The 26,510-nt window shown below is 51.4% G+C and carries 26 protein-coding genes; 19 read left to right on the top strand and 7 right to left on the bottom strand.

What is annotated here, in order from left to right:
* Window positions 1-23 precede the first annotated feature (23 nt).
* Window positions 24-1,427, top strand: a complete 1,404-nt coding sequence (gene lpdA, locus HRU10_03290; GenBank protein NRA26256.1) for a dihydrolipoyl dehydrogenase — start codon at window positions 24-26, stop codon at window positions 1,425-1,427.
* 74 nt (window positions 1,428-1,501) lie between these two features.
* Here the strand turns inward: lpdA and HRU10_03285 are convergent, their stop codons facing one another.
* Window positions 1,502-1,930 (bottom strand): thioesterase family protein, encoded by a 429-nt coding sequence (locus HRU10_03285; GenBank protein NRA26255.1) that lies wholly within the window; start codon window positions 1,928-1,930, stop codon window positions 1,502-1,504.
* Between the two features lie 170 nt (window positions 1,931-2,100).
* On the opposite strand from HRU10_03285, the gene HRU10_03280 reads away from it, so the two are divergent.
* Complete coding sequence (locus HRU10_03280) at window positions 2,101-3,084, top strand: calcium/sodium antiporter (protein NRA26254.1); 984 nt, start codon at window positions 2,101-2,103, stop codon at window positions 3,082-3,084.
* Window positions 3,085-3,174: 90 nt separating this feature from the next.
* Here HRU10_03280 and HRU10_03275 read toward each other — a convergent pair whose 3' ends face one another.
* The gene (locus HRU10_03275; GenBank protein NRA26253.1) at window positions 3,175-3,447 is read right to left on the bottom strand and encodes a Smr/MutS family protein; all 273 of its coding nucleotides are present in this window, start codon (window positions 3,445-3,447) and stop codon (window positions 3,175-3,177) included.
* 120 nt (window positions 3,448-3,567) lie between these two features.
* Between HRU10_03275 and HRU10_03270 the strand changes: the two genes are divergently transcribed.
* Together HRU10_03270 and pdxA are read left to right on the top strand one after the other, a co-directional pair.
* Window positions 3,568-4,962: a M20/M25/M40 family metallo-hydrolase gene (locus HRU10_03270; protein ID NRA26252.1), complete on the top strand. Its 1,395-nt coding sequence runs from the start codon at window positions 3,568-3,570 to the stop codon at window positions 4,960-4,962.
* 9 nt (window positions 4,963-4,971) lie between these two features.
* Window positions 4,972-5,892 carry a 4-hydroxythreonine-4-phosphate dehydrogenase PdxA gene (pdxA, locus tag HRU10_03265; GenBank protein NRA26251.1) on the top strand — a complete coding sequence of 307 codons (921 nt, stop codon included), beginning with the start codon at window positions 4,972-4,974 and terminating at the stop codon, window positions 5,890-5,892.
* On the opposite strand, the gene HRU10_03260 is transcribed toward pdxA, so the two are convergent.
* Window positions 5,889-6,335 (bottom strand): 23S rRNA (pseudouridine(1915)-N(3))-methyltransferase RlmH, encoded by a 447-nt coding sequence (locus tag HRU10_03260; protein ID NRA26250.1) that lies wholly within the window; start codon window positions 6,333-6,335, stop codon window positions 5,889-5,891. The two genes, pdxA and HRU10_03260, sit on opposite strands and share 4 nt — an antisense overlap.
* Before the next feature lie 4 nt (window positions 6,336-6,339).
* Window positions 6,340-6,984 (bottom strand): HAD-IB family phosphatase, encoded by a 645-nt coding sequence (locus HRU10_03255; protein ID NRA26249.1) that lies wholly within the window; start codon window positions 6,982-6,984, stop codon window positions 6,340-6,342.
* Between the two features lie 108 nt (window positions 6,985-7,092).
* On the opposite strand from HRU10_03255, the gene HRU10_03250 reads away from it, so the two are divergent.
* The 14 genes from HRU10_03250 to HRU10_03185 all read left to right on the top strand — a co-directional run bounded on the left by HRU10_03250 (window position 7,093) and on the right by HRU10_03185 (window position 21,877).
* Complete coding sequence (locus HRU10_03250; GenBank protein ID NRA26248.1) at window positions 7,093-7,581, top strand: low molecular weight phosphotyrosine protein phosphatase; 489 nt, start codon at window positions 7,093-7,095, stop codon at window positions 7,579-7,581.
* Window positions 7,582-7,616: 35 nt separating this feature from the next.
* The gene (locus HRU10_03245) at window positions 7,617-8,360 is read left to right on the top strand and encodes a UMP kinase (protein NRA26247.1); all 744 of its coding nucleotides are present in this window, start codon (window positions 7,617-7,619) and stop codon (window positions 8,358-8,360) included.
* A gap of 51 nt (window positions 8,361-8,411) precedes the next feature.
* Complete coding sequence (gene frr / locus HRU10_03240; GenBank protein NRA26246.1) at window positions 8,412-8,972, top strand: ribosome recycling factor; 561 nt, start codon at window positions 8,412-8,414, stop codon at window positions 8,970-8,972.
* Between the two features lie 81 nt (window positions 8,973-9,053).
* The gene (gene proB / locus HRU10_03235) at window positions 9,054-10,172 is read left to right on the top strand and encodes a glutamate 5-kinase (GenBank protein ID NRA26245.1); all 1,119 of its coding nucleotides are present in this window, start codon (window positions 9,054-9,056) and stop codon (window positions 10,170-10,172) included.
* Between the two features lie 63 nt (window positions 10,173-10,235).
* Window positions 10,236-12,263, top strand: a complete 2,028-nt coding sequence (locus HRU10_03230; GenBank protein ID NRA26244.1) for an ATP-dependent helicase — start codon at window positions 10,236-10,238, stop codon at window positions 12,261-12,263.
* A complete protein-coding gene (locus HRU10_03225; protein ID NRA26243.1) occupies window positions 12,257-12,727 on the top strand; it encodes a hypothetical protein in 471 nt (156 codons plus the stop codon). The genes HRU10_03230 and HRU10_03225 overlap by 7 nt, the downstream gene beginning before the upstream one ends.
* Window positions 12,728-12,735: 8 nt before the next feature.
* Window positions 12,736-14,376 (top strand): NAD+ synthase, encoded by a 1,641-nt coding sequence (locus HRU10_03220; protein ID NRA26242.1) that lies wholly within the window; start codon window positions 12,736-12,738, stop codon window positions 14,374-14,376.
* Window positions 14,377-15,171 (top strand): hypothetical protein, encoded by a 795-nt coding sequence (locus HRU10_03215; GenBank protein ID NRA26241.1) that lies wholly within the window; start codon window positions 14,377-14,379, stop codon window positions 15,169-15,171.
* Window positions 15,172-15,222: 51 nt separating this feature from the next.
* A complete protein-coding gene (locus tag HRU10_03210; GenBank protein NRA26240.1) occupies window positions 15,223-15,714 on the top strand; it encodes a low molecular weight protein arginine phosphatase in 492 nt (163 codons plus the stop codon).
* 28 nt (window positions 15,715-15,742) lie between these two features.
* The gene (locus tag HRU10_03205) at window positions 15,743-17,020 is read left to right on the top strand and encodes a serine hydroxymethyltransferase (GenBank protein ID NRA26239.1); all 1,278 of its coding nucleotides are present in this window, start codon (window positions 15,743-15,745) and stop codon (window positions 17,018-17,020) included.
* 76 nt (window positions 17,021-17,096) lie between these two features.
* On the top strand, window positions 17,097-17,801 hold the full coding sequence (locus tag HRU10_03200) for a type II secretion system protein (GenBank protein NRA26238.1): 705 nt from the start codon (window positions 17,097-17,099) through the stop codon (window positions 17,799-17,801).
* Window positions 17,802-17,893: 92 nt separating this feature from the next.
* Entirely contained in the window at window positions 17,894-19,927 is a 2,034-nt protein-coding gene (locus tag HRU10_03195; protein ID NRA26237.1) for an ATP-dependent DNA helicase, read from the top strand.
* A gap of 3 nt (window positions 19,928-19,930) precedes the next feature.
* On the top strand, window positions 19,931-20,770 hold the full coding sequence (locus HRU10_03190; GenBank protein ID NRA26236.1) for a PIG-L family deacetylase: 840 nt from the start codon (window positions 19,931-19,933) through the stop codon (window positions 20,768-20,770).
* A gap of 84 nt (window positions 20,771-20,854) precedes the next feature.
* Window positions 20,855-21,877 carry a DUF2332 domain-containing protein gene (locus tag HRU10_03185; GenBank protein NRA26235.1) on the top strand — a complete coding sequence of 341 codons (1,023 nt, stop codon included), beginning with the start codon at window positions 20,855-20,857 and terminating at the stop codon, window positions 21,875-21,877.
* 21 nt (window positions 21,878-21,898) lie between these two features.
* On the opposite strand, the gene HRU10_03180 is transcribed toward HRU10_03185, so the two are convergent.
* Window positions 21,899-22,468, bottom strand: a complete 570-nt coding sequence (locus tag HRU10_03180) for a TIGR00730 family Rossman fold protein (GenBank protein NRA26234.1) — start codon at window positions 22,466-22,468, stop codon at window positions 21,899-21,901.
* A gap of 143 nt (window positions 22,469-22,611) precedes the next feature.
* Between HRU10_03180 and dgt the strand changes: the two genes are divergently transcribed.
* Window positions 22,612-23,844, top strand: a complete 1,233-nt coding sequence (dgt, locus tag HRU10_03175; protein ID NRA26233.1) for a dNTP triphosphohydrolase — start codon at window positions 22,612-22,614, stop codon at window positions 23,842-23,844.
* On the opposite strand, the gene HRU10_03170 is transcribed toward dgt, so the two are convergent.
* Both HRU10_03170 and leuA read right to left on the bottom strand, forming a co-directional pair.
* Entirely contained in the window at window positions 23,841-24,656 is an 816-nt protein-coding gene (locus HRU10_03170; protein NRA26232.1) for an Hsp33 family molecular chaperone HslO, read from the bottom strand. The genes dgt and HRU10_03170 overlap by 4 nt on opposite strands.
* Before the next feature lie 18 nt (window positions 24,657-24,674).
* The gene (gene leuA / locus HRU10_03165; protein NRA26231.1) at window positions 24,675-26,360 is read right to left on the bottom strand and encodes a 2-isopropylmalate synthase; all 1,686 of its coding nucleotides are present in this window, start codon (window positions 26,358-26,360) and stop codon (window positions 24,675-24,677) included.
* Window positions 26,361-26,510 lie beyond the last annotated feature (150 nt).

Below are 26,510 nucleotides of genomic sequence, written 5' to 3'. Positions count from 1 at the left end.
ATACCTAACCTTCATCTCTTAAAATGAATACTTTCGACTACGTCGTCATCGGCTCCGGACCTGGGGGCTATGTTTCTGCCATTCGAGCGGCTCAGCTTGGATTTAAGACTGCTCTCATCGAGAAGTCGGAACACTTAGGGGGCACTTGTCTGAACGTGGGCTGCATACCGAGCAAAGCCCTTCTCCATTCAACGGAGATTTTGCACGCTGCCCAGCATTCTGCCGCGGACAACGGATTCGAGTTCTCTGACGTGAAAGTAAACATCAACAAATTGATGGAGAAGAAATCGAAGGTCGTCGACCAGTTGCGTGGGGGTGTTGCTGCTCTCACCAGCAAACGAGGGATCGAGATTATCAAGGGAACGGGAAAACTCTCTGGAGAAGGAAAAATCGAGGTCACTCAAGGCAAGGATAAGCAGACTATCGGTGCCAAACACATCATTATAGCCACGGGCTCATCTACTGTTGAACTGCCATTCCTACCTTTCGATGGTAAGACAGTTGTCGGCAGTGACGAGGCAATCGCATTTGATGAGGTGCCCGAAGAACTGATCGTCGTGGGTGCTGGCGCCATCGGACTCGAACTGGGGTCAGTGTGGTCGCGCTTGGGCTCAAAAGTGACGGTCATCGAGTTCCTCAACAAAGTCGCTCCAACCTACGACGATGATATCTCTAAACTGGCGCAACGCATTTTCAAAAAGCAAGGCCTCCAGTTTGAGCTCGGCACGCGATGCACCGGTGTGCGTATGCCTGACAAAGACGGAAAGGCCATCCTTCTCGCCGAGAAGGGAGATAAGAAGCTACAGTTTGAAGCAGATAAAATCCTCGTAGCCGTAGGCCGCAAGCCGTTCACCGAAGGCCTGGGTCTCGACTCTGTCGGCATTCAAGTCGATGAAAAAGGCCGCATTCCAGTCGATGACCACTTCAAAACCACCGCCCCCGGCGTCTATGCGATCGGAGATGTCATCCCGGGCCCAATGCTCGCTCACAAAGCTGAAGAAGAAGCTGTTGCCATCGCTGAAATGTTAGCGGGCAAGGCCGGGCATGTGAACTACGATGTCATCCCAAATGTGGTTTACACAGAGCCAGAAATTGCATCCGTAGGCATTTCCCAACAACAAGCCAAAGAACAAGGTATCGCTGTAAACGTGGGGAAATTTAATCTAGCAGGCAATGGGCGAGCCATAGCTACAGACGCTACAGACGGCCTCGTCAAAATCATCGCTGACAAAGAGACTGATAAGCTCCTGGGAATCCAAGTAATCGCCAAGGGTGCGTCTGAGATCATCGCGTCTGCAGTGGCACACATGGAATATGGAGGGAGCGCAGAAGACATTGCCCGCACCGTCCATGCTCATCCGACAATCACTGAATCAGTCAAGGAAGCTGCCATGGCTGTCAGCAAATCAGCCATACATGCCCTTTAAGTGGACTGAATGCTTTCGATGAAGGGGGATCAGGCCTATAATCCTTGCTCGTATTCAATCTACAGGAAATCGAATCAATCTTTCACTAACCGATTTTTCATCGCTGCTTCAAAGGGCTCGGTCCAAGGAGTCGGCTGGTGGGTTACTCCTGAGAGTTTACAGACGATCCTTTCTCCAGTGCAATAGAGTGCCTTGCCCTCAGGATCTGTGATACTAAAATCCATAGATACTCCGGCCGCACGCACCTTGGAAATTTCGTATTTTACGAGGATTTCTCCAGGATTTCGGACTGGTTCTCGGAAACGAGATGTGAGGCCTCGGACGACCACATAGATATCCTCATCGCGATCGGCATTAAAGTCATCCACGCCCAGAAGATCTTGGAAAAACGCCTGCTGCGCCCTTTCTAGGTGTATCAAGTAACGCGTGTGATGTAATACCCCAAGTGCATCTAGCTCATCAAAATGAACATGAGACAAATAGTAGAAAGCCGGATCATCCATAGCTCCTTACCATTCCACAGTTATGCTGTAGGTCAAATAATGCGGGCACCCTGGCACCCTCGAAGTTTACCCGAATCATTGAATGAAATAAACTTAGAGGAACATTTTTTTGACAGCTCACGGAAGAGCTGCGTTTCATAGGCGGAATTCCATTTTACGGGATGATTTTCATGATTTTGGCGAGTATAGCAGTTTTAGTCGGTCTCGGGCTCCTGGTTTGGAGTGCGGATAGGTTTGTAGATGGTGCTGCCGCAACAGCCAAACACTTAGGTATGCCTCCCCTTTTGATTGGGATGGTCATTGTCGGATTCGGGACGTCTGCACCAGAAATGGTGGTGAGCGCCAACGCAGCACTTCAAGGCAGCCCCGAAATCGCCCTCGGCAACGCCTACGGGTCCAACATTTCAAATATTGCTCTGATCCTAGGCATTACTGCGATTCTCTGCCCGATCACCGTCCACTCTCAAATTCTTCGCAAGGAACTCCCCATCTTGACCCTTATGACCGCCTTTGCAGCCTGGCAGGTCACCGATCTTGAGCTAACTCGTTGGGATGGAATCGGTTTGCTGGTTGTTTTCGGCTTTTTGATGGGATGGACCATATGGCAAGGGACTCGGAAACGAAAAGACACCCTCAATACTGAATTTACCCAACAGATGGATGAAGCTCAGCCGGTAACGCTATCTCGGGCTATATTTCTCATGGTGCTCGGGCTCATTGTCTTAATCGCGAGTTCTCGCATGCTGGTCTGGGGAGCCGCTGAAATAGCACGAGGCTTTGGGGTAAGTGAGTTAGTCATTGGCCTTACGGTGATCGCTATTGGAACGTCTTTGCCTGAACTTGCTTCAACCCTTGCCGCAACGCGGAAAGGCGAACACGACCTCGCTTTGGGTAATATTTTGGGCTCTAACCTTTTCAATACCCTGGCCGTAGTGGGCATTGCGGCTTCGATCCATCCCCTTTCTGTCGATGCCGTTGTTTTTAACCGAGATGTGCTAGTTATGTCGGTCCTCACCCTATCCCTTTTTGCGATCGGTGCTGGGTTTAGAAAGCCAGGTCGCATCAATCGCTACGAGGGGGCTCTCCTCTTAGCTGCATATATCGCCTACACGACATACTTGGTCGTGACAGAGGTGACTATAGCGACGACCTGATTCATTCTCGAAGCAGGCAAATAGATAAGGGTTTACCTCCATCAGGTGTCACCTTGATGCGATATGGGCATTAAAGAGGGTGAAAGCTTCCTAAAAATCCACCCAAGTCGCCCCCCAACCACCGGCACGCCCGTCATCCAATTGGTAGCTCGTCACATCGTCGCGTTTGGCCAGAGCCTCATGAACCATGGTCCGCTGAGTTCCAATGCCCTTACCGTGAACAATTCTCACTCGTTGAAAGCCTCTTTCGCGCGCCAAATCGAGATAATCATGCAATACGTCCAATACCTCGTTCGGACGAAACATATGAAGATCCAATTCTTCAGTGATCGGATACTCAACGGGGTCGGGGTCTGAATCCATAGCAGAAATGACTATGGCAGCGGCCCCAGAACACAATGATTTCTAGACATTTACTTGAAGGCCTACACAGGGAATCGATAACGGCGTTGAATTCACTGGTGAGCTGCGTTTGCTAATATCATGGACTCATCTTTTTCCGATCCTGTCGCTCTACTTTCAGAATTCGTCTCCTACGGTAGCGTATCTACTCAACCTGAATGTGGACCGGCCATGGTGCTTGCGCGAGAATTTGTAGAGCGTCACCTGGAGAAACTGGGTTTTTCCGTCGAATCCGTTGCAACACCCCTGCATCCAGTGATCGTTGCCCAAACGGGTGCAGACCTACCAGCTGAAACTCCGCACATCGTTATTTATGGTCACTACGATGTCCAACCAGCAGAGCCGCTTGAACTCTGGGAGACCCCACCCTTCCAAGCTCATATCCGCGGCGAACGTCTCTATGCACGCGGCGCTGCTGACAATAAAGGCGAAGTCGTCACGCACATGTGTGCGCTCGCACGCGTACTAGAACGCAAACCTGACCTGCCACTCCGCATCACCTGGTTGATTGAGGGCGAAGAGGAAATCGGCAGCCCAAACTTCGCTCATGTTTTAGAGAAGTTTAAGGACACTCTGGCATCTGCGGATTTCATGCTCGTTTCCGACACGTCGATCCCCACTGCCGACCAGGTTGCAATCACCACTCAGCTGAGGGGATTAGTCGATTTTGAGATCGAGGTTGTCGGCCCAAAATTGGACCTTCACTCGGGAGAACACGGAGGTGCGTTGCTCAATCCGATCCAGGCTCTGAGTGAGATTCTCGCCTCTCTTCATACTTCTGACGCCAAAGTAAATGTGCCTGGGTTTTACGACGGCGTACTCTCATTTCCTGGCTGGGAGCGCGATGAGCTCAAAAAACTCCCCGAGGATGAGGATGCCTACCAAGCATTCCTCGGCATCCCGGCATTTTATACGCCTGAGGGGATGACTCCGTTTGAATCGATTCGTTTTCTCCCAACTCTCGAAATAAATGGCATAGGCGGCGGCTATCAAGGGCCAGGAAGCAAGACTGTCATCCCATCGAAAGCATTTGCCAAGATTACGTGCCGACTGGTTCCAGACCAGGATCCAGCCGATATCATGTCGAAAGTGCGCGCTGCCATAGAATCGCGGACCCCGAATGGCGTCACTCTTCACTTCAAAGAAAAAGCAGATGCACCCGCTTACTTAATCGTGCCCCCGGGTAGAGAGAATACTCCTAAGGACCAAAGTCCCGTACTCGCGGCTGCATTTAAATTAGCGGAGTATGCGTTTGAAAAAGCTTTCGGTAGCCGCCCCCTATATATTCGTGGTGGCGGGAGTATTCCGATCATCGGCCAGATCCGCGACATCGCTGGCTTAGATGCGGTCATGGTTGGCTTGGCGACCCCTGAAGACCGTATCCATTCGCCCAACGAAAGCTTTCATCTCGGTGTCATGAACAAAGGAATTGCCGCTTTGGAAGAGATCTTTGATGGCCTGGCACAAGGTAATTGAGAGGTCCCTATGCGTGATTTAAAACCCATTGCAGTTACTTGTGGCGATCCCGCTGGTGTGGGCCCAGAAGTAATTGCCCACTGGTTGGCCGACAATCCCCAGCATCACAACGATATCTGCATCATTGGGCCTAGCCACTGGACCAGGCAGCATCGCGTTTCAAATTCAGTTCAGGCCGTTTCGGTTGGTGACAAGGAATATATCATACACCCAGGCGAACCCGACACCGCTGGTGCGGCCATTGCACGCGACGCTCTCTACGAAGCAGCTACTGGAATCATTGCGGGCAAATATCGAGCGGTCGTTACCGGACCCATTGCCAAATCGTGGATGCAGCAAGTCGGGTTCGACTACCCCGGACACACCGAGTTCTTCGCGGATCAATGGGGTGGTGAGCCCACCATGGCATTTACGGGGAAATACATGCGCATAGCCTTGGTGACATGGCATTGTCCCCTGAACAGAGTCGGCAAAGAAATCACCTTCGCCGGTTTAGAACGCGCGGTGCGTAATCTCCATTTTCTTTTGACTAGTGAAGGCAAGCCGGAGCCCAGGATCGCAGTATGCGGAGTCAACCCACACGCCGGAGAAGGGGGCATGTTAGGTAATGATGAAGTCAGCCGGCTCAATCCATGGCTCAACGACTTGCGGCCCGAATTCCCTGGCCTTTCTGAATGCTTGCCCGGAGACACAGTTTTTTGGCGCCACTTGAAAGGTGACTTCGATGGCGTCATTGCCATGTATCACGACCAAGGCCTCGGCCCCCTGAAAACGGTTGAGTTCGATAGTGCCGTGAACATCACACTCGGCCTCCCCCACGTGCGCACGAGCCCCGACCACGGCACAGGGTTCTCCATCGCTGGAAAGAACTTGGCGACGACGACGAGCTTTGACGCCGCTTTCAAAATGGCACTGCGTCTCAGCGCTTAATCACGATGATACGGCATGCCCTCCCAGAGTGAGTGCACACGATAGATCTGCTCCGCAAGAACGACCAGAGCCAATTCATGCTGAAGGGTTAAGCTACTCAAAGACCAAACGGCATCTGCTGACTGGCATAGTTCTTCCGTATGCCCATCGGCGCCTCCTACCAAAAAAGCAAACCTGCGGCTACCCACGTTTCGATCATGCAAGTCTCTGATTCGCTCGGACCACTGCCGTGTTGTCAAAGACTCACCCCGTTCATCTAATGCAATGCGCAGCATACCGGTGCTCTTACTCAGCAGTTGGTTAGATTCTTCGATCTGTTGGCTTTTCCGCAAGGGTTGATGATGGATACGAGCCCAGCGCTGAATCCGCTTCGCGTAGGTCTCATAGCCATCGCGCGCATAGCTCAATGAGGGTTTCCCAATGGTAAAGAGATGCCACTCCACGCGATCAAAAATCCAGAAGAGGTATCACCGCACTGAGGGATTCCACAAAGTATCTCGCCTTTAACTTGACTCGATCTCTTGCCATAAACCGACCAAAGCCGACGAATCGATCCACATATTCCTGGGTTTCCAAGTCACTCACGCCATCCCCAACCATAACAATGCGTTGGGGTTTCAGGTCCTCTTTAAGCTCGTTGATGATCTCGGGCTTGCCGCCGCTACGTGTGGTTGGATAGGTCTCATCAAACCCGTTGTAACTTCCATCAATATTAAAGAAGAGCGGCACGGCCTCGATATGATCGATACCCAAATACCGAGCAAGCGGCTCGATCACTTTAGTAAAACCACCTGATAAAATGATTAGATCCCAACCCGCTTCACGCGCCGCACGCACCAACTCAAGTGCGGTCGGCTCAACCTCCTCAATGTAGCTCTCGCCCACCCTTAGGCAGTGCTCTAAGGATGGCTGAATAAGCTGGAGCCGCTTTCCAAAAACGTCTTCTACAGCAACCTCGCCATCCATTGCCTGATTGGTTAAAGCCTCCGAAGCTTGGAAGACCGCTTCACCCTTCAAACGGGCTAACTCGTCTACACCTTCGATGGAGGTAAGCGTAGAATCACAGTCTAGAATTAATAGCTGTTTGCCCATCCATACAACAGGGCACAGCTCATCGATTTTGTCACCGTTTTTAAAAAGTGAACGTTTTCTACAATTGATGAATTGTCTAACTCAGCACCATGCCGATTGATAAGGGTCATGTCCCTCTATCGTGTCTTGTTTGTCTGCATGGGCAATATCTGCCGTTCTCCTGCCGGCGAATGTGTATTCCGCGAATTTGTCCAAAAATCTCAGTCTCCTGATAGCGTTGAAGTCGATTCGGCAGGGACCATCGGCTACCACACTGGGAACGCCCCAGACCACCGCATGCAAGCAGCAGGCAAACGTCGCGGCTACGAAATCAGGGGCTCTGCGCGCCAAGTAGAGATCGAGGATTTTCAGCGTTTCGACCTAATTATTGCTATGGACCGAGATAATTTCTCAGACCTAAGCAGGCTGCGCAGTGCGGCAGGAGAAGATGCCGCTGAGCTGAGGACTTTCTGTTCCTTCTCTCCGGAAAAGGACACCCTCGATATACCCGATCCTTACTACGGGGGAGGCGAAGGTTTTGAGCGCGTACTCGACTTAATAGAGTCCGGCTGCCCACAAATCCTTCAACATGCTCTAGCTGATGGAGTCGGCGATTGACGTTTGCATGGCCCGTTCCCAGATTCCACGCCATTATGAGTGACGAGTCGTCAGGGAATCCCACGCCAAAATATAAACGCATTATCCTCAAACTCAGTGGCGAGGCGCTGCTCAACAAGGCAACAGGCGAACCTATCGATCCCGAAATTCTCGAAAACATTTGCCGCGAGGTAAAGGAGGTCTACGAGCTCGGCGTCGAAATCGGAATCGTCATCGGAGGCGGCAATATATTTCGCGGACTGTCAGGCACCGAGCGCGGCATAGACCGGTCCAACGGCGATCACATGGGGATGCTCGCCACTGTCATCAACGGCCTAGCGCTCATGGACTGCCTGGAAAAAATGGACGTCACCGTTCGCGTCATGAGCGCTATCGGAATTGACCGACTCGCTGAGCGTTTCATTTTGCGCCGCGCTGTGCGTCACCTGGAAAAAAAGCGCGTCATCGTCCTTGTATCAGGCACGGGTAATCCTTATTTTTCCACAGACACATGTGCAGCACTGCGTGCTAGTGAGATCGGAGCCGATATGCTCATGAAAGCCACAAACGTCGACGGCATTTACGACAAGGATCCGAAAAAATACGACGACGCCGTCAAATACGATCACATCACCTACCTCCAGGCTCTTCAGGAACGGATCAATGTCATGGACTCTACAGCCTTCTCACTTTGCATGGAAAACAAGATGCCCATCATGGTTTTTGGCATCAAAGAAGAAAATGCCATTCTCCGCGCCGTGATGGGCGAAAAGATCGGCACCCTCTGCACAGATGGGTAAGGCAGCTTTTCTTCTTTCATACCCTATCCCTCAACCTTCATAATTCCTCCAATGGACGCTGACGAAATAATCCTAAAAGCCGACGACGGCATGTCTAAGGCCACTGAGTTCACTCAAAAAGAATTCGCAAATATCCACACCGGCAAGGCTTCGCCAAGCATGGTCGACGGCATTTCTGTCGAAGCCTACGGCTCGACTGTAAAATTGCGGGATATTTCGGCGATCACCACACCAGACAGCCGGTTGATCAAGATTCAGCCCTGGGACCAGAGCGTCATCAAAGACGTCGAACGGGCCATCATTGCCGCAAACCTGGGCTTCAACCCAAACGTCATGGGTCAATCGATCCAAGTCCCCATTCCCGAACTCAGTAAAGAACGTCGTCAGGATTTGGTGAAAGTGGCCCATGGAATCGCCGAGGAAGGTCGCGTGCGTGCGCGTCAGGTGCGGCGCGATGCAATGGACAGCCTCAAGGCAGCTGAAAAGGCTAAGGAAATTTCTGAAGATGATCTAAAGCGTTTTGAAAAGGACGTCCAGAAATTGACTGATACCGCGACTGCAGCCATCGCAGATCAGTTGAAGAAAAAGGAAGCAGACCTCATGACCGTCTAGCTCAAGCTGCTATCTCATTCACAATCGACACCTCATATTGAGAAAAACAGCCAGGGTATTGCCACCCTGGCTTTTCCATAAATGGCCTCAATCAGAGAAAATATCCAACGCGTTGTAATTAAGTGTGGGACCGGCATCCTCACACGAGGTATCGGCGAGCTGGATACTGAGCGCATTTACCATTTTTGTGACCAAATCGCTGATCTGCGCCGTAGAAATATCGACGTCATCGTAGTCAGCTCCGGATCCATTGGCTTAGGGATGGGAACCCTGGGCCTCAATGCCCGACCCACCGAAAATATTCCCCTACTCCAGGCCTGCGCCGCGATTGGACAGAGCACCCTAATCGACACATGGCGCAAAGGTCTGGATCGCCACAAAATACGGGGCGCGCAGGTCTTACTTACGCACGATGCCGTCCGCGAGCGTGAGCGACACATTAACACCCGCAACATGCTAGACATGCTCTTATCACGGGGAATCGTTCCGATCATAAACGAAAACGATTCAGTGAGCGCTGAAGAAATCAAGTTTGGCGACAATGACGTGCTGTCTGCCCTTGTAGCGAGTTTCACCAAAGCCGACCAGCTGTTTATTCTGTCCACGGCTCCCGGACTCATCGACATAACAGGGACCGGGAAGGTCGTACCCGTCGTCGACGAGATCTCCAAAGAAATCGAAGGCATGGCCGGCACAACAGCATCACCCACCGCTGTCGGAGGTATGATATCTAAAATCACTGCTGCCGGTATCGCCACACGCTCAGGCTGCGGCGTTTTTATCGGAAGCGGTCGCCTCGACCATATCTTATCGCTCTGGTTTGATACGCCCCTCAACCCGCCTGAGGGCACGTTTTTCGTCCCTCACGGCGACGCCATAGGGAGTCGAAAACGCTGGATAGCATTCTTTGAAAAACCAAAAGGAAAAGTCACCGTCGACGCAGGCGCTCGTGAAGCTCTAGTCAACAAACAGAGTAGCCTGCTTGCCAAGGGGGTCACGCATGTCGACGGCGAATTCTCGATCAACGATGTGGTAGAAATCATCGATTCTAGAGGTCAACCCTTTGCCCGAGGGATCAGTCAGTTCAGTCACATCCATCTACAACAGATTGCCGGCCTGAGCACCACGGACATCCAAAGTATCTTTCCCCGCCGTCGCCGCCTTGAAGTCGTCCATCGCGATACGATGGTGGTGCTGTGATCTCAGGTCTGGCGCTGAGCTTGAAACTTCATCTTGCCCCCTCTTTCTTATCGGTGTTCCCACATGGCTTTTCCTTCTTTCCAAAACTTCTCCAAACCGCCTGTCCCCGCAGACTTGCCGCCCATCGATTTTAGAGCGGAGTTGAATGACGAACAGTATGAGGCAGTGACAGCGCCTAAAGGACCCTGTCTCGTCCTTGCTGGAGCCGGTTCCGGCAAAACGCGCACCCTTACCTATCGCGTGGCTTACCTTCTGCATAAAGGCGTCGCTCCTTGGAATATATTACTCCTCACATTCACCAACAAAGCAGCCAAGGAGATGCTCGATCGTGTCGAAGACCTAACGGGCGTTTCAAAAAAGCAATTTTGGGGAGGGACGTTTCATTCGATTGGCAATCGGCTTTTGCGGAAATTTGGCGATAGCGTGGAGCTCAAGTCTTCCTTCAACATTATGGATCAAGACGACGCTCACGGCCTACTCTCTGCCGTCATCAAGGATCTCGATAAAGACTTTCTGAAAAACAAGAGCAATCCGAAGCCCGCCGTCATCCACAGCTTGATCAGCTATGCGCGCAATACCGGGCAAGACCCAGCCATACTCGCCCAAGAGCGCTACGGACTCTTTTCTCCGCAATTGCCAGGATCCATCAAACTGTTTGCTGAAGCCTATGAAAAACAGAAAAAAGCGGATCAGGTAGCCGATTATGATGACCTCTTGACCGAATGGCTACGGCTCCTCAAGGAGGACGAGACGGCACGGGTGTATTGTCAGAATCAATTTCGCTACGTGCTCGTCGATGAGTATCAAGACACCAACTATCTCCAATCGGCAATCGTAGACACCGTTGCTGGCGAGCACAACATCATGGCCGTTGGAGACGATGCACAATGCATCTACACATGGCGTGGAGCGGATTTTGATAACATCCTCACGTTCCCGCAGCGCCATCCAGAAACACGTATCATCAAGATCGAAACCAACTACCGGAGCACACCGGAGATCCTGAAAATGGCGAATGCCGTACTCGCCAATCAGCCGGCCGGCTCGGGCTATGCCAAAACGCTCGTCCCCGTTCGTGAGGCGAACATGACTCCCGTTATCATGCCTTTCGTGGACACCCAGCAGCAAGCGCGTTGGGTCATTCACCGCCTATCAGCGCTCCATGAGGAAGGACGGTCATTAGGAGATGTTGCCATCCTCTATCGTTCGCATTTCCACGCGATGGAACTTCAAATGGAACTATCCAAGGCAGGCGTCCCCTTCATCATAACCAGCGGCGTGCGCTTCTTCGAACAGGCTCATGTGCGCGATCTCACAGCTCAACTCCGTTTCATTGTAAACCCCCTCGATTACACAGCATTCCTCCGCTTTATCAAACTGTTGCCGAAGGTCGGCGACGTCTCTGCTCGAAAACTTCATACCCTCATTCGCGAACTCGCGGAGAAAAACGAGGTCTCCGGCGCATCAATACTACTCAATAATGCAATCATCGCCAAAGCACCCAAAGATGCTCGCGAGGAGTATATCCAACTGGCGCAGACGCTCACCGATGCGTATCACATGATGCAAGAAGGCGAGGATCCTTCTGCGATCACTGCAGCCATCCATCACGGCTGGTATGCGGACTATCTCATTCGCTCCTATGACAATGCCGACCAGCGTCAGGAAGACCTCGAGTCGCTTGCTCAGTTCGCTCGGCAATATGAGAATATAAACGAACTGCTCGCAGAGCTCGTTTTACTCTCATCAGAAACCGGTGATAAATCGTCAGATGACTCAGATGAAGACAAGGTTCGACTCACAACAATCCACCAAGCAAAGGGCCTGGAATATCCCGTCGTGATCGTCATCGGGTGTGCGGACTCCCTATTTCCGACACGCCGCTCCATCGAAGAAGACAATATGGATGAGGAACGCCGACTTTTTTATGTGGCCCTTACGCGTGCTATGGATGAGTTATACCTTACTTATCCACTCCTCTCTCTCGGTCGCGGTCCGGCTACCCGTCTTGCTCCGTCTCGTTTTATCGAAGAACTTCCGTCCTATACTTTCGAGTTTATCCGTCAACGTCCTACCCGATCACCATGGTAAGATTTATATTCACTGCCTTGTTCATCATCGTGTCAGCCCCTATCCTTCAAGCAAAGGAGCCGATTTCCATCAACCGCGTCTCCCAAGGTTACAAAGAAACTGAGGTTTACAAAACGGTCCGCTCGTATTTTTCGAAAGGTGAGGCGGAACAGCGCAGATACATCGTGCGCACCCAAGAAGAGCACTCTGAAGGCTTCTATTTTATAGCGGAGTTAGAGGGGTCGGTCACCACTCTGCCTGAAGGATCACGCCTCCAGCTCGAAGTCATCACACCCTACTCTGCGGAACCGCGCAGTTATAGCTTCATCCTGCCCAAACACGATAAACACACTTGGGAAATTCACGCCGGACTGACTGGCTCCGATTGGCCAGATGCTGATGCGCGCCCCCTCGCTTGGAAGCTTACGCTTGTCGATCAGGCCGGAACAGAGCTGAGTGAATTTAAGAGCTTTCTCTGGGAGTAAATACAGCGATGAGAATAGGGATCGCCCAGATCAATACAATCGTTGGGGACCTCGCGGGCAACTGCGAGAAAATGACGCAGGCCTACCTAGATCTGGTAGCGCAAGGCGCGGCCATCGTTGTCTTCCCCGAGCTGGTAACCTGTGGCTATCCTCCGCGGGATTTACTGTTTAAATCTCGCTTCATTCAGGATGTAGAGACCTACACAGCACAGTTTCAACAGGTCGTTGGAGACATACCCGCCGCAGTAGGCACGGTAATAAGAAACCGAACAAAGCAGGGTCGTCCCTGCCACAACGCAGTGCTCATGATGCAGAACGGCACGGTCATCAACACCACCTGTAAATCGCTCTTACCCACTTATGATGTCTTCGACGAGGACCGCTATTTTGAGCCGGGCACAGAAAACCCTATAATCACACTCGATGGTAAACGCATCGGAATTACCATTTGCGAAGACATCTGGAAGCACCCTGACATCCCCACGTCGCAGAGATATCAAACCGACCCCGTCCAGAGACTTGCCGATGCTAAGGTCGATTTAATCATCAACTGTTCCGCCAGCCCCTGGCACCTGGCAAAGGATCGCTTCCGGGTCGACTTGGTAAAGGATGCTGCTCAAAAGGCTAGAGCGTCTCTCGTGTATTGTAATGCTGTAGGCGGTAACGATGAGCTCATTTTCGACGGCAAGAGTTTCGTCGTCGACGCCCAAGGCAAATTACTCGGATCCGCTCCCGCTTTCTCGGAAGCACTTACGGTGATCGACACCGAGGAACCTAGCGAAGACTACGGACACGTAACAGCTCCTGACGACATGGAAGATCTCTTAGCAGCACTGACGCTCGGCCTCCTTGATTATGCGCACAAGACCGGTTTTTCGAAAGCGTTGATCGGCCTGAGTGGCGGTATCGATTCCGCACTCACCGCTGCGATCGCCGCGCGCGCATTAGGCCCAGAAAATGTCATTGGCATCAGCCTCCCCTCTTCCATTTCTAGCCAGCACAGCCGAGACGACGCGGCAGCATTGGCGAAAAACCTGGGCATCGAATACCATCCTGTGCCTATCACTGATCTGGTGAAATCGGCTACCACTGCTCTTCAGCCCTTGTTCGCTGGACTGGAAGCGGACGTAACAGAGGAAAATATCCAGGCACGCTCCAGGGGGTTGTTATTGATGGCGATGTCGAATAAGTTCCGCGCCCTGTTGCTCACGACCGGAAACAAGTCAGAACTCGCTGTGGGATACTGCACGCTCTACGGAGATATGTGTGGTGGCCTCGCTGTGATATCCGACGTTCCTAAAACTATCGTGTTTGAGCTGTCGCGCCATGTGAACAGGGAAAGAGAGATCATACCCTGGAATACCATAACCAAGCCCCCGTCGGCAGAATTACGCCCTGATCAAAAAGATGAGGATAGCTTACCGGCTTACGACATCCTTGACGCAATATTAGAGCGCTATGTGGAAAGCGGTTTGAGTACAGAGGAAATCATTGCAGATGGCTACGATACTGAGGTGGTCAAAGACGTGGTCCGAAAAGTCGATTTAAATGAATATAAACGGAAACAGGCAGCCCCGGGGCTTAAAGTAACCCCACTGGCTTTCGGTGTGGGACGACGCATACCGATCGTTCAGAAATACGTTTCGTAGATGAGATTCTCCTATTTCGTCTTTCTATTCACGACCCTCTTTGCCTTCTGTGCTGCGGCGCGCGCGGACATCCGTTCGGCCTTCTACACCACGGAGATTTCCGATTTGAGCTTCCTTGATCGTCCCGTGCCTCACGTCGTAGAGGTTATTTTTGACGAGGTAAAACGCACCCACCCGAATGTAGAGATCCCTGCCGTAACGTTCGCAGAGCCAAGCGACTCTCAAACAAAAATCAGCGTACGGTTACGCCAGACCAATGCTTACTTGGCCATAGAGTTTGTGGCGCGACGAGCTGGCTTGCAGGCTTACTTCCTTCCCGGTCGTATCGAGTTTTTGGGGACATCTGGACGTGCAGCAGCACGACAGCGCGTCGCCGCGGCGATGGAGATGCGGAAACAGCTCATGCGCCATGTAGCTCAAGCAGAAAACGGAGCTATATCGCCTAAACTGCATACGTTCGCGATAAATCAAATCATTAAAAGTGCGGTATTTCGCCCTAGCTTGGGGACACATGAAATCCCGCCAGTTGAATGGTTTGCCCTCATACTTTTAAAACGCCAAGGATTGGGACAGAATCTGTTCGATGACCTATTTAAAAAAGCCTCGGGTGCAGGACGTTGTTATTTGATGGCCCAATTCCCAGAGCTTACAAACGAACGGCATGTTCTGTCTGGCCGCGTCTCGTTTCATCCTGGAGGCAATGAACTGATTAGATTAGTCCCATCAGGAGACGTGTACGAAGAACACATTGCGTCTGGAGGCTTCATTCAATCATTGGCTAGTATAATCCCTTGATCCTTCCCGCACTGGACTTTACTTCACCTCTGGATCACCTACATTTAAATCATGTCATTGGAGCGTAATACTGTCGTCTTCGTCTGCACGGGCAATGTCTGCCGCAGTCCCATGGCTGAACGGCTGCTCGCTCACGCTCTAGACGCAGAGCCTGAGCCACTCAAATCCATCCAGGTGCGCTCGGCAGGGGTGGCCGCCTATCCAGGAGATCCGGCTTCGGAAAATTCTGTAGTCGCCCTCAAGAAAGTGGGGATTCCGCTCGAAGACTTCCGCAGCTCTCCATTGAGCGATCAGCTGATCGATGAGGCCCTGGTTATATTTGGGATGACGGAGAGCCACAAAGCGGCCCTCACACAAGCGCTGGCTAACGTTCCTGATGCCCCCCCCGTCATGCTAATGCGTGAACTTATTTCGGATGTGAACGATGAGTCGGCACAAATCCCAGATCCCTTTGGCGGCCCACTCCCGCTTTATGAAGCCTCTCGTGACAGCATGGTCGAGGCAATTCCGTCGATCATAGATTACTTGCGCCGAAAAACCTAAAACCACACCCTTTAACACGAATTTCCCAATGAGCACCATCATATCGCCACTCACCCTCAATCCAGCTTCCCTCGCCGAAATTGATCCAGAGATTTTCTCTGCAATCGAATCCGAGCGGAGTAGACAGCAAAGCCATATCGAATTAATCGCATCGGAGAATTTCACACTCCCAGCAGTGATCGAAGCGACCGGCAGCATCCTCACCAACAAGTATGCTGAAGGCTATCCTGGTAAGCGCTATTATGGCGGTTGCGAATTTGCGGACCATGTCGAAGACCTCGCGCGTGATCGTGCCAAAGAGCTGTTTGGAGCTGCGTTTGCCAACGTTCAACCACACTCGGGCAGTCAGGCAAATGCGGCCGTCTATCTGGCAGCGATTAAACCGGGCGACAAAATCCTCACCATGCGTCTCGAAGACGGAGGACACCTCACTCATGGACATCCCATGAATTTTTCCGGCAACTTCTACGATGTTGTGCACTACGGTGTGGATCCAGAAACCGGACTGATCGACTACGATCAAATCGAAGCAGTGGCCAAGAAAGAACAGCCCAAGATGATCACAGTCGGGGCTTCGGCGTATTCGCGCATTATCGATTTTGAAAGGATGGGGGAAATCGCCCAAAGTGTCGGCGCGTATCTCCTCGCCGATATCGCTCACATCGCAGGTCTAGTTGCAGCGGGGGAACACCCCTCGCCCATCGATCATGCTGATTTTGTCACTACGACAACCCACAAGACACTGCGTGGACCGCGAGGCGGATTGATTTTATCGCGGGATGAGGAATTAGGAAAAAAAGTCGACACGGCCGCATTCCCTGGAACTCAAGGAGGCCCACTGATGCATGTGATTGCTGCTAAGGCCGTGTGCTTCCTTGAAGCATTAAAACCAGAGTTTAAAGAGTATCAGGCTCAAGTGCGCCTCAACGCAGTGGAGTTAGCACAATCCATGATCAACCGAGGTTACTACGTAGTATCCGGCGGCACCGATAATCACCTTTGCTTGATCGACCTCCGCAAAAACCTGCCTGAACTAACTGGGAGCCTGGCCCAAAAATCTCTGGACAAAGCCCATATCACTCTGAACAAAAATACCGTTCCTGGTGAAGATCGTAGCCCGTTCAAGACCAGCGGTATTCGTATGGGCACGCCTGCGGTAACATCTCGTGGCATGACAGAGGGCGATATGCCCCAGATTGCCGAGGCGATCGATACAGTCCTTAAAGATCCAAAAAATCCTGAGGCAATCGAAGAAGCCAGAAGCATAGCCACCCGCCTCGCATCTTCTTATCCACTCCCTTATTAACCTTGCAAATCAACCGTTGAACAAGCTTAATCTAACAGATCCCTTTCACCCCTCATCACCTCAAAACATCCTATCCATGAAGTCACCCCAAAAACCATCACACCGCCAAGGCTTTACCCTTGTTGAGCTCCTGACTGTTATCGCGGTCATCGGTATCCTTGCTGCGATTTTAATCCCGACCATCGGCGCTGTGCAAGAAACCGCTCAGCAGACACAGTCTGCAAGTAATCTAAAGCAAATAGCCACCTCCTACCAAACCTACTCCACATCTGGTTCACGTGCTCGAAACATCCCATCAGCTGCTGCTCCAGACATACAAAATTGGGCAGCGGTTCTTGCTGCTAATGTGGACCTCAACGATCCAAATTTGTATTTTATTGGTTTCTCAGACGACGTAGCCGCAGACGTAGTCCAGTATACAACGATTGTTGATGCAGCGGGTGCTATTGACGGAAATTTTGCAGCAGCCCCAGTATCTTATTCGGCTGTCGCTGGCCTCAGCCTCACTTCTCCTGCGACACAGACGCCACTCATCTGGACAAAGGGCCTCGAAGCAGGGGGGTTTTGGACAGCCGCGGCCTCTCCCTGGGGTTCAAACACAGGCCACATAGCTTACCTGGATAGTCACGTGACAAAATTTTCTGGAAATAACGAAGAAGTGATTGTGAACCTAGTTTCCCATCCTCGCTCTGCTTCTCCGAGCACTGCCACCACCAATGTTAGTGATGCGGTTAATGCAGGGGCCACGACGGTTATTGTTGAAGGTCCAGCAATCAATTAATCGACCAGCACTCTTTTTCAAAAACAGAAAAGCCCGGCTATATGCCGGGCTTTTCTGTTTTCAAATCCCAGTATTGAAGCAGCCTTAGCTACGTGATCAGTCTGAACGATAACACCACTCCTCAAGCGTCGGTAGATATCGTGGGCTTAGTGGAGCAAATATTCGCTTCGGACGGCTATCTCGTGAGCCGGAACGGTTTAGAATACCGCCCGCAACAGGAGATCATGTCCATCAAGACAGCTCAGTCTTTTACTACTGATACGTCTCTACTCTTCGAAGCAGGAACAGGAACTGGGAAGAGTTTGGCTTATCTAGTTCCTGGGATCATCAAGGCAGTGTCTCAGCAAAGACCCCTGGTTATCTCGTCCCATACCATCGCGCTCCAGGAACAACTGCAAAAGAAAGACCTGGAGCACTGCCGCGCTCTTTTCGAATCGATACCGGAGCTGAAAGCTTTTGCGGGTTTTAAGACCGCACTTCTTGTCGGACGAGGAAACTACTTATGCACCACCCGACTACAACGCGCTATCGAGCAAATCGGTAGCATGGCGGTCGACTCTGAATCGCAAGAGTTACAACGCATCGCGGCCTGGGCACAGTCGTCCAAAACGGGACTGAGGCACGAACTCACTCCGCCCGTTACACCCGACATCTGGGACATGGTAAGCGCCGAGTCGTCCACCTGTTCGCGCACGAATTGCTCACCCGAGGTATGCTTTTACCAAAAAGCAAAAAAAGAAGTGCTCTCCAGCGACATTCGAATCGTCAACCACAGCCTGCTATTCGCTTTGCTCAACGCGGGTATGAGCGCCCCAGCCGATCAAAAAGGCATCCTCTTCGCCGAGGACAGCGTTGTGCTCGACGAAGCACACACCGTCCCCGATATCGCCACCGAGCACTTTGGAAATGCGATCTCTTCTTACGCAGTCAGTCTAGCCCTCAATCGCCTTTATAATCCCACAAAGGATCGTGGCTTCCTAAAGAAACACGGAGACCCGCGCACCCTGGACTTGGCAAGTCATGCCATCCTTGCTGCGGATAATTACTTTAACGAGATCCATGTGCGCTTCCTCGATGAACGCTCTATCGCACGTCTACACGAGCCGCATTGGTCCCCTATCGATGAGCTACTTCCTATAGCTAGACTCGTCGATGCACTCGGCACACTGGAAAACCGCATCCAGGACGAAAGACAAATACCTGAGCTTAAAGATCATCGCAAACGACTATTCAGCCTCTACCAGGGACTTATTGCCTGTAACGAGTTCAAAGCTGACGACCATGTTTATTGGGTCGAGCGCAGCGGCAAGCGGGGGACCAATACCCAAGTGCGCTCCGCACCCATCCACGTGGCTCCCTATCTACGCGACTATCTATTCAATGGAGAAACATCTCTCCTACTCACCAGTGCCACGCTCAGTGCAGGCAAACGCCTAGATCGCTTCGCCTCCAAGGTCGGAGGGGACGGATCCGAATCTCAACGAGTCGACTCGCCATTCGATTACGAAACGAACTGCACTGTTCAGGTGTTTCGGCAGCCTCTGATTGAGCGCAATGACGGCCGCAACGAACGGTCTTTGTCTCAAATCGATACTTTATCTGACCAGATCATTCATTGGGCAGAACAAACGAACGGAGGCGTCCTCGTGCTGTTCACCAGTTACGCGGAGCTCCAAAAGGCTACTCAAAGCTGCGAATTTCCAATTGAGCGCATGGGACGAGAATTATTCGTGCAAGGTAAAGACCTTTCCCGCACCGACATGGTCGCCGCCTTTAAGAATGCCGGGAACGCCGTCATGTTCGGAACGGATTCTTTTTGGACTGGCATCGATATACCTGGCCCGGCCCTCGAACACCTCATCATCACACGTCTACCCTTCGAAAATCCCTCCCACCCTATCCACGAGGCGCGCGTCGAATGGATTCAAAAACAGGGCGGCAACCCTTTCATGGAAATGATCGTTCCGGACGCCCTCATTAAATTTCGTCAGGGCCTCGGACGCCTCATTCGGAACCAAAGTGATACTGGCACCATCACCATCCTTGACAACCGCATCCTCACAAAGCCCTACGGTAAATACTTCCTAGCCGCACTCCCCAAAAAAACCTACGAAGTGTATGGCTAATTCATGAACACAGTCGACGCCTACCTCAATGCTTTGAAGTCTCCTTTTCAGGTGGCGGATGTCCCCGACCTCAGTGGCCTAGCGAAAACAGGCCCAAAAGTCCTTCTCTTCTCACCCCATCCAGATGATGAAGTGATAGTCGGCGCGCTCCCGTTACGCATACGGCGTGAACTCAAGGCCCATGTCATCAATGTCGCCGTAACTCTGGGCAGCGACCCCGAACGGCGCGATGCTCGACGCAATGAGCTGAAACGCGCCTGTGCTATCGTCGACTTCGATTTACATGAATTAGGCTACATCGGCGTCACCAGCGATACGCGGGTGCAGGAGCCGAAAGACGGACGACCCACTACTTGGCAAATCTGGTGCAAAGAGGTCGTAGAGTTGATCTACCTGCACAAACCGAACGCCATTTTCCTCCCACATGAACATGACGGGCATCCTGCACACGAGGGAACATATCGTTTGGTTATGGACGCCCTCAACGCCGTTGAGAATGGCTTGCCAAGACCCCACCTATTCAAAACCGAGTTTTGGCATCCCAACACTTATCCCAACCTCATGATTGAATCGTCGAAGGGTGATCTAGCTCTGCTCTTAAAGGCCCTTGCCGAGCACCGGGGAGAAATCGAGCGAAATCCCTATCACCTGCGCCTTCCAGCGTGGATGATGGATAATACACGACGCGGCGCTGAGCGCGTCCAAATGCATGGGGCCTCGGCTCCGAACTTTGCTTTCAGTACACTGTATCATCATATCTTGCCAGATAGGACATCGGCAAATGCTAAACTGATTGGCCAAAATGACCCCATCGATTCACTCGTGGAAAGTAGCTTAGATTGAGGCCAACTTTAGAGCCAAGAATAGCCACACTTCTCTAGTAGATTTTCGGTGCAAATGAGTTGATGGGCCTACATCGATAGGGAAATGGATTCTGGTCTATCAGAACGTTTCCAACACTTCGGCGAAAAAGAATGTCCGGAGAGTTCACCCCTATATGCTGCGCTTGCTTTAGAGATCGCTAAAGACACGGAGATGTTGGCGCTGGTAGCCGAGTGTTGTCGTCCTGAGCAGCCGCCGGCTAATATGCTCTTCGGTGCTACTCAGTATGTGTTGGCCAAATATCCGGGGAATAAGCTCGCTGAATATTTTCCCTGGCTCAGTAAACCTGCGAAATCGCCTGATGGAGCTTATAGCGCGTTTCGCTCGTTCATTTTTGAGTATCGAGAGTCAGTTGCCACCTGCCTGCAAAACCGTCGGGTTCAGACAAATGAAGTCCGGCGATGTGTTTACCTATTACCCATTTTTCTCAGCGCCACACAGGGCTTCGATAACCGCTCTATCGCTTTGATCGAAATCGGCTGTAGTGCCGGGCTCAACCTTTTCTGGGATCAGTATGCGTATGACTACGGCAATGGCGTCGGTTGGGGAAATACAAGTTCTCCAATCACTCTAGAGTCCAGATTCGAAGGAGAGACACCAGATATATTTAGTAGACCAGCTCCGATGATTTCTCATCGCATCGGCCTGGACCTCAATACCATATCAGCCACTGACGATGACGAGCGGGCCTGGCTGATGGCTCTCGTTTGGCCTGAACTTATCGAGCGTCGTTCGCGGTTAGAGGCTGCGCTCTACTTTACTTCAGAACAGCAATTAGACCTCCGCGAGGGCGATGGGTTCGTAGAAGTGGACGATATCATCACCAGCCTGCCGGATAATGTGATCCCAGCGATTTACCACACACATGTCGCAAATCAAATCAGCCAAGATGCGCGCAAAGCCTTCCTTCAAAAAATTGAAAGAATCGGACGGACACGTGATCTAATCCATATTCACAATAACATTAAACCGGGCCTCAATCTCAGCATTTTCAAAGGCGGTGAGGAACATTCAAGCATGATAGCTCGAGCTCAACCCCATGGAGAATGGGTGAAATGGCTGGGATAAGCCAGATATCGAAGGCGTCACCTATCTATGAACGGCACGATCGATATGCTCGACAGCTTCCTTTGGAGTCGTAACGAACTGCCAATAGTCTAGAAAATCCTCAGCCATAAAGCCCTCCTGGACCGAGTGATCAAATAAGGCCTTAAGGCCGTTATAGTATCCATCCTGGTTCACGACAACGATGGGCTTGTCAATCAAGTCGAGCCGCTTCCAGGTAAATGCTTCCAGGAGTTCTTCGAATGTGCCGCAACCTCCGGGAAGCGCCACGATAGCGTCGCATTGTGCCACCATGGCCGTCTTGCGTTCATGCATGGTATTCACCAGCTCCAAATCCTTGACCTTGGGGTGAGCCCATTCGCGATCGATCATAAAGTTTGGGATCACACCACGCACCTTGCCCCCAGCATTTAAGACTGCATCAGCCAGCGCCCCCATAAGACCGCGCCCACCGCCGCCATACACCAACTCCATCCCTTGCGATACCAATTCATTACCGAGTGCTTCAGCAAATTGGTAGTATTTCTTATCTAGGCTCGGGCTTGCGGCACAGTAAACTGTAACACGAATCGGTGGATTTGCTGCATGCGACATGGCATCGAGTGTGAGCGATTCTTATGCCGTCACAATAAAACCACGCTTCAGTCTTCCAAAAGTTTGCACAGACGCCAGACAGCGCTTCTTCTCGTATAATGCCGCCTTCTTCGCTTTACTCGGACCGCGATTGCGAACGCTGGATGCCTGATACATCTCATTCAAGGAAATCCCAACGCTCGGGAGATCCGAGAACTCCGTTCCAGATTGATCGAGACCGCATAACATTTTCCTACGCATTTCGTCGGCTACAATCAAAGACCCAGGTCTTTCAATCGGGAGACTATGACTTTTACCGCACGCGTCTCACTCACTCGATCGAAGTAGCAAAGATTGGCCGGTCGATTGTGGAACGCATGAATTATGAGCTGGCTGAAACATCTTCGGGTCTCGGCCTGATCGATGTCGATCTGGTTGAAGCTGCATGCCTAGCCCACGACCTGGGGCACCCGCCGTTTGGACATATTGGTGAACGCACACTTAACGCCTGCATGGCACCCCATGGCGGATTTGAGGGCAATGCTCAGACTCTACGCATTCTGACCCACTTAATTTTCGAGAGGCCAGATCGCCCTGTGGGCATGAACCCGACGCGCGCCTTTGTGGATGCGACATTAAAATATAAAACCACATTTTCCTCGCTAGTCCGCACCACAGAGGCGGGGAAAGCCACCTATCCCAAAAATCACTTTATCTATGACGAACAGGAATCGGTCCTAAATTGGGTGCAAGAGACAGGCCCAGGTTTCGAAAAATCCCTCGAATGCCAAATCATGGACTGGGCAGATGATACAGCCTACTCACTCAACGATCTGTCTGATGGCATCCAAGCAGGCTACCTCACGAGCACCCGCATCCATCAATGGATGGAGCAGCAAGAGGATCTCGATGAGGCAGATGTCCAGGATCTCGATAAGCTTCGAGAGCGCATTAACGACGGGACCTACGAACGCCGACATGCTGCCAAAGTGGGACAATTCATCTCCGCTCTAAGTCTCGAAACGGACGATTTGAACGATCGCTCAGCATGGCGTTTGAAAGTAGACGGTGACATTGCTCGCCAGTGCTCGCTCTACAAGCGCATCGCCGTGGATCTAATTTTTCGATCGCCTCAGATACAGCAGAATGAATTTCGCGGCCGGCATTTACTGATTGAGTTGTTTGATGCCGTCATGGATGCCTACTTATCTGAGACACATGACCGACTGAGCATCCTCCCCTCAAGTTGGGACCTACGCATCAGGCAAGCTGACTCCGACACTCTGCGCATCCGCTACATTTGCGACGCCTTATCAGCACTCACGGACGGAGAGGCCATTCGTCTTTATCAGAAATTATTCCGGGCAGACTACGGCTCCTTGAGCGACCTTGCCTAGCTTTCCGAGGGCGGCGATTTTAATGACGCCTTTTCAATTTCGGCCATGTGAGCCTCCATGGCTTCACGAGTTACAATATACTTGGCCGCACAACGCGGACATTGAACCGTTACGGATGGATCTTCCTGGAAAAGCTCTTCCATACCATGCGCGACCACGTTTTCCAAAACCTGGAAAATTCGACGGTCGTTGCATCCGCAAAACCAGCCATAGTCACGCGACTCGATATCGACGAGCGTTTCGGTGGCTTCCAATGCCTCGACATCTTCGTGAGTGAGCGCACTAAACCAGTCTTCTTCGAAATCTGGATGTGCACCCAACATCACAAAACGACTATCAGACAATTGGAAAAAACGCGCGGGTCGCTGTTCGGAGCGTGCATAGTAGGTCTCTGCAGCAATCAATGGATCATGCCCTTCGAATTCCACAAAACTCCGGTGCAGGGGTTTTCCGCGAACCACGAGCTCTTGATAGAAACTGTTGTATGACTCCACCTTTACGTTCTCAATGAATACACGACCCACGACATTCCCATCTTGAGTGTCGCCTCCGAGGAATACATTCAGCAATGGGTCTTGAAAACTAAGTGTCCAAGCGAGCGTCTCATTCCGAGGGTGCGAAGCACAATGTAAGGTGAATGCAGCCAGGCAGCTTTGAAAAATCTCGCGGTGCGACGCGTCTATTTCTTGACCATATTGGCGCAGGTGTCTGTCAAATTCAGAAAACAAGGGCGCAAAATCCGCCTCAGATAACAAGACGTTACGGTAGCGAATAAACCGATTTCTTACGCGAATGCTCTCCTGCTCACTCATGTCCACATTGACCCAAATTTAACCGCTCAAACGTTGAAGACGGTTAAAAGCGCTTATCACTGCATATATACTTGCTGCTTCGGTGTTTGAATCCAGTGCTGCTCCAAAAACGGAACAGTCCGAAGTGCCAGATTTACCGAGGTTTATGTAGCATGCCGCACGGGTTCCGGATCCAACACCCACAGCGTGCTGGCGGTAGTCAAGCAGCTGGAAGTCCTTCCAACCCTGTCGCTCGATGGCATTGACCAATGAACTGATCGGACCGTTCCCTTTACCTGAGATTTTTTGCTGCTCTCCTTTAAAGATTACATCCGCCTCAAAACTCACATCGTCCACATCTGAGCTGCTATGCCTGACGGCATACTGAGTCACACGAAGCGGTTCGCGTATATCGAGATAAGCTTTTTGGAACACTGCATAAATTTCATCAGCATTCAGTTCGCGGCTGAGCGAGTCGGCGCGTAGATTTACTAATTGTCCTACTTCCGGGTGCATTTTCTTCGGCAACTCAAGACCAAACTCTTGTTCCAGAATGAATGCTACGCCGCCTTTCCCGCTCTGGCTATTGATTCGAATAATAGCATCATAGCTGCGCCCAATGTCTTCCGGGTCGATCGGGAGATAAGGGACACGCCACAGATCCTGCTCGTCGACCTGCATGCGATCCATTCCCTTTTTAATCGCATCTTGGTGTGAGCCTGAGAATGCAGTAAAGACGAGATCACCAGCATAAGGATGACGCTCGTGAACAGACATCCGCGTCACCTTCTCATACAAATTACGAATTTTCGGCAGATCTGAAAAATCGAGCCCTGGGTCTACACCCTGGGTATACATATTCAGAGCTACCTGAATAATATCGAGATTCCCAGTCCGCTCCCCGTTGCCAAAGAGCGTACCCTCGACGCGGTCGGCACCAGCCATTAACGCCAACTCTGTCGCTGCAGTCCCCGTGCCCCTGTCATTATGCGTGTGCAGGCTGATAATAGCTCGATCACGGCGCTTCATATGACGACAAAACCACTCAATTTGGTCAGCGTGAACATTGGGAGTCGCCCATTCAACAGTCGCAGGCAAATTTAAAATCGCTGGCCTCTCAGGAGTGGGCTGCCACACATCTAAGACCGCCTCGCATACTTCCAGAGCATACTCCGTTTCGGTGTCAGAAAAGCTCTCTGGACTGTATTGTAAAATTACGGAAGTCCCTTCGAGTCGGGGCAATCGATTTTGAATCCACTGAGCTCCTTGAACAGCGATCGCCTTGATTTCAGATTTGTCCTTATTGAAGGTAATATCTCGCTGGAGTGGATTGGTCGAATTGTAGACGTGGATGATAACACTCTTCGCGCCGATAAGGCTTTCGACGGTGCGTTCGATTAAGTGCTCACGGCATTGAACAAGAACCTGAATGGTTACATCGTCCGGTATGCGCTGCTCTTCTATTAAACGGCGTGTAAAGGCAAATTCTGTGTCGGAAGCAGAAGGAAATCCGATTTCGATTTGCTTAAATCCAACCCCTACTAAGAGATCGAAGAACTCCAGTTTTTCCTCAACACTCATGGGTTGGGCGAGGGCTTGGTTACCATCGCGCAGATCGACGCTGCACCAGATGGGTGCCGAAGATATTTGCTTATCCGGCCAGGTGCGGTCAGATAAGGACACTCCTGAAAATGGGCGATATTTGGAAATGGGATGATGTTGCATCAAAAGGATAATTTACGACTTTTATTTATGGATGTCTAATGACAGCGTCGCACTCGGCTCCGTTTGCAGATCTGCTAACCTATGCCGACGCACACAAAGGGTGGCTGAGATTATTATTTACCCCCGAAAGGGAGTCGAAGCCGTAAAAGC

The organism is Opitutales bacterium (assembly GCA_013215165.1).
Lineage (GTDB): Bacteria > Verrucomicrobiota > Verrucomicrobiia > Opitutales > JABSRG01 > JABSRG01.
Note: the sequence above shows the minus strand (reverse complement) of the source record. Positions and strands in the feature narration are given on the sequence as shown.

What these genes read in the sequence shown, in the direction of transcription:
- lpdA (NRA26256.1), top strand. Translation starts at nt 24, where the DNA reads ATGAATACTTTCGACTACGTCGTCATCGGCTCCGGACCTGGGGGCTAT.
- HRU10_03285 (NRA26255.1), bottom strand. Translation starts at nt 1,930, where the DNA reads ATGGATGATCCGGCTTTCTACTATTTGTCTCATGTTCATTTTGATGAG.
- HRU10_03280 (NRA26254.1), top strand. Translation starts at nt 2,101, where the DNA reads ATGATTTTGGCGAGTATAGCAGTTTTAGTCGGTCTCGGGCTCCTGGTT.
- HRU10_03275 (NRA26253.1), bottom strand. Translation starts at nt 3,447, where the DNA reads ATGGATTCAGACCCCGACCCCGTTGAGTATCCGATCACTGAAGAATTG.
- HRU10_03270 (NRA26252.1), top strand. Translation starts at nt 3,568, where the DNA reads ATGGACTCATCTTTTTCCGATCCTGTCGCTCTACTTTCAGAATTCGTC.
- pdxA (NRA26251.1), top strand. Translation starts at nt 4,972, where the DNA reads ATGCGTGATTTAAAACCCATTGCAGTTACTTGTGGCGATCCCGCTGGT.
- HRU10_03255 (NRA26249.1), bottom strand. Translation starts at nt 6,984, where the DNA reads ATGGGCAAACAGCTATTAATTCTAGACTGTGATTCTACGCTTACCTCC.
- HRU10_03250 (NRA26248.1), top strand. Translation starts at nt 7,093, where the DNA reads ATGTCCCTCTATCGTGTCTTGTTTGTCTGCATGGGCAATATCTGCCGT.
- HRU10_03245 (NRA26247.1), top strand. Translation starts at nt 7,617, where the DNA reads ATGAGTGACGAGTCGTCAGGGAATCCCACGCCAAAATATAAACGCATT.
- frr (NRA26246.1), top strand. Translation starts at nt 8,412, where the DNA reads ATGGACGCTGACGAAATAATCCTAAAAGCCGACGACGGCATGTCTAAG.
- proB (NRA26245.1), top strand. Translation starts at nt 9,054, where the DNA reads ATGGCCTCAATCAGAGAAAATATCCAACGCGTTGTAATTAAGTGTGGG.
- HRU10_03230 (NRA26244.1), top strand. Translation starts at nt 10,236, where the DNA reads ATGGCTTTTCCTTCTTTCCAAAACTTCTCCAAACCGCCTGTCCCCGCA.
- HRU10_03225 (NRA26243.1), top strand. Translation starts at nt 12,257, where the DNA reads ATGGTAAGATTTATATTCACTGCCTTGTTCATCATCGTGTCAGCCCCT.
- HRU10_03220 (NRA26242.1), top strand. Translation starts at nt 12,736, where the DNA reads ATGAGAATAGGGATCGCCCAGATCAATACAATCGTTGGGGACCTCGCG.
- HRU10_03215 (NRA26241.1), top strand. Translation starts at nt 14,377, where the DNA reads ATGAGATTCTCCTATTTCGTCTTTCTATTCACGACCCTCTTTGCCTTC.
- HRU10_03210 (NRA26240.1), top strand. Translation starts at nt 15,223, where the DNA reads ATGTCATTGGAGCGTAATACTGTCGTCTTCGTCTGCACGGGCAATGTC.
- HRU10_03205 (NRA26239.1), top strand. Translation starts at nt 15,743, where the DNA reads ATGAGCACCATCATATCGCCACTCACCCTCAATCCAGCTTCCCTCGCC.
- HRU10_03200 (NRA26238.1), top strand. Translation starts at nt 17,097, where the DNA reads ATGAAGTCACCCCAAAAACCATCACACCGCCAAGGCTTTACCCTTGTT.
- HRU10_03190 (NRA26236.1), top strand. Translation starts at nt 19,931, where the DNA reads ATGAACACAGTCGACGCCTACCTCAATGCTTTGAAGTCTCCTTTTCAG.
- HRU10_03185 (NRA26235.1), top strand. Translation starts at nt 20,855, where the DNA reads ATGGATTCTGGTCTATCAGAACGTTTCCAACACTTCGGCGAAAAAGAA.
- HRU10_03180 (NRA26234.1), bottom strand. Translation starts at nt 22,468, where the DNA reads ATGTCGCATGCAGCAAATCCACCGATTCGTGTTACAGTTTACTGTGCC.
- dgt (NRA26233.1), top strand. Translation starts at nt 22,612, where the DNA reads ATGCCTGATACATCTCATTCAAGGAAATCCCAACGCTCGGGAGATCCG.
- HRU10_03170 (NRA26232.1), bottom strand. Translation starts at nt 24,656, where the DNA reads ATGAGTGAGCAGGAGAGCATTCGCGTAAGAAATCGGTTTATTCGCTAC.
- leuA (NRA26231.1), bottom strand. Translation starts at nt 26,360, where the DNA reads ATGCAACATCATCCCATTTCCAAATATCGCCCATTTTCAGGAGTGTCC.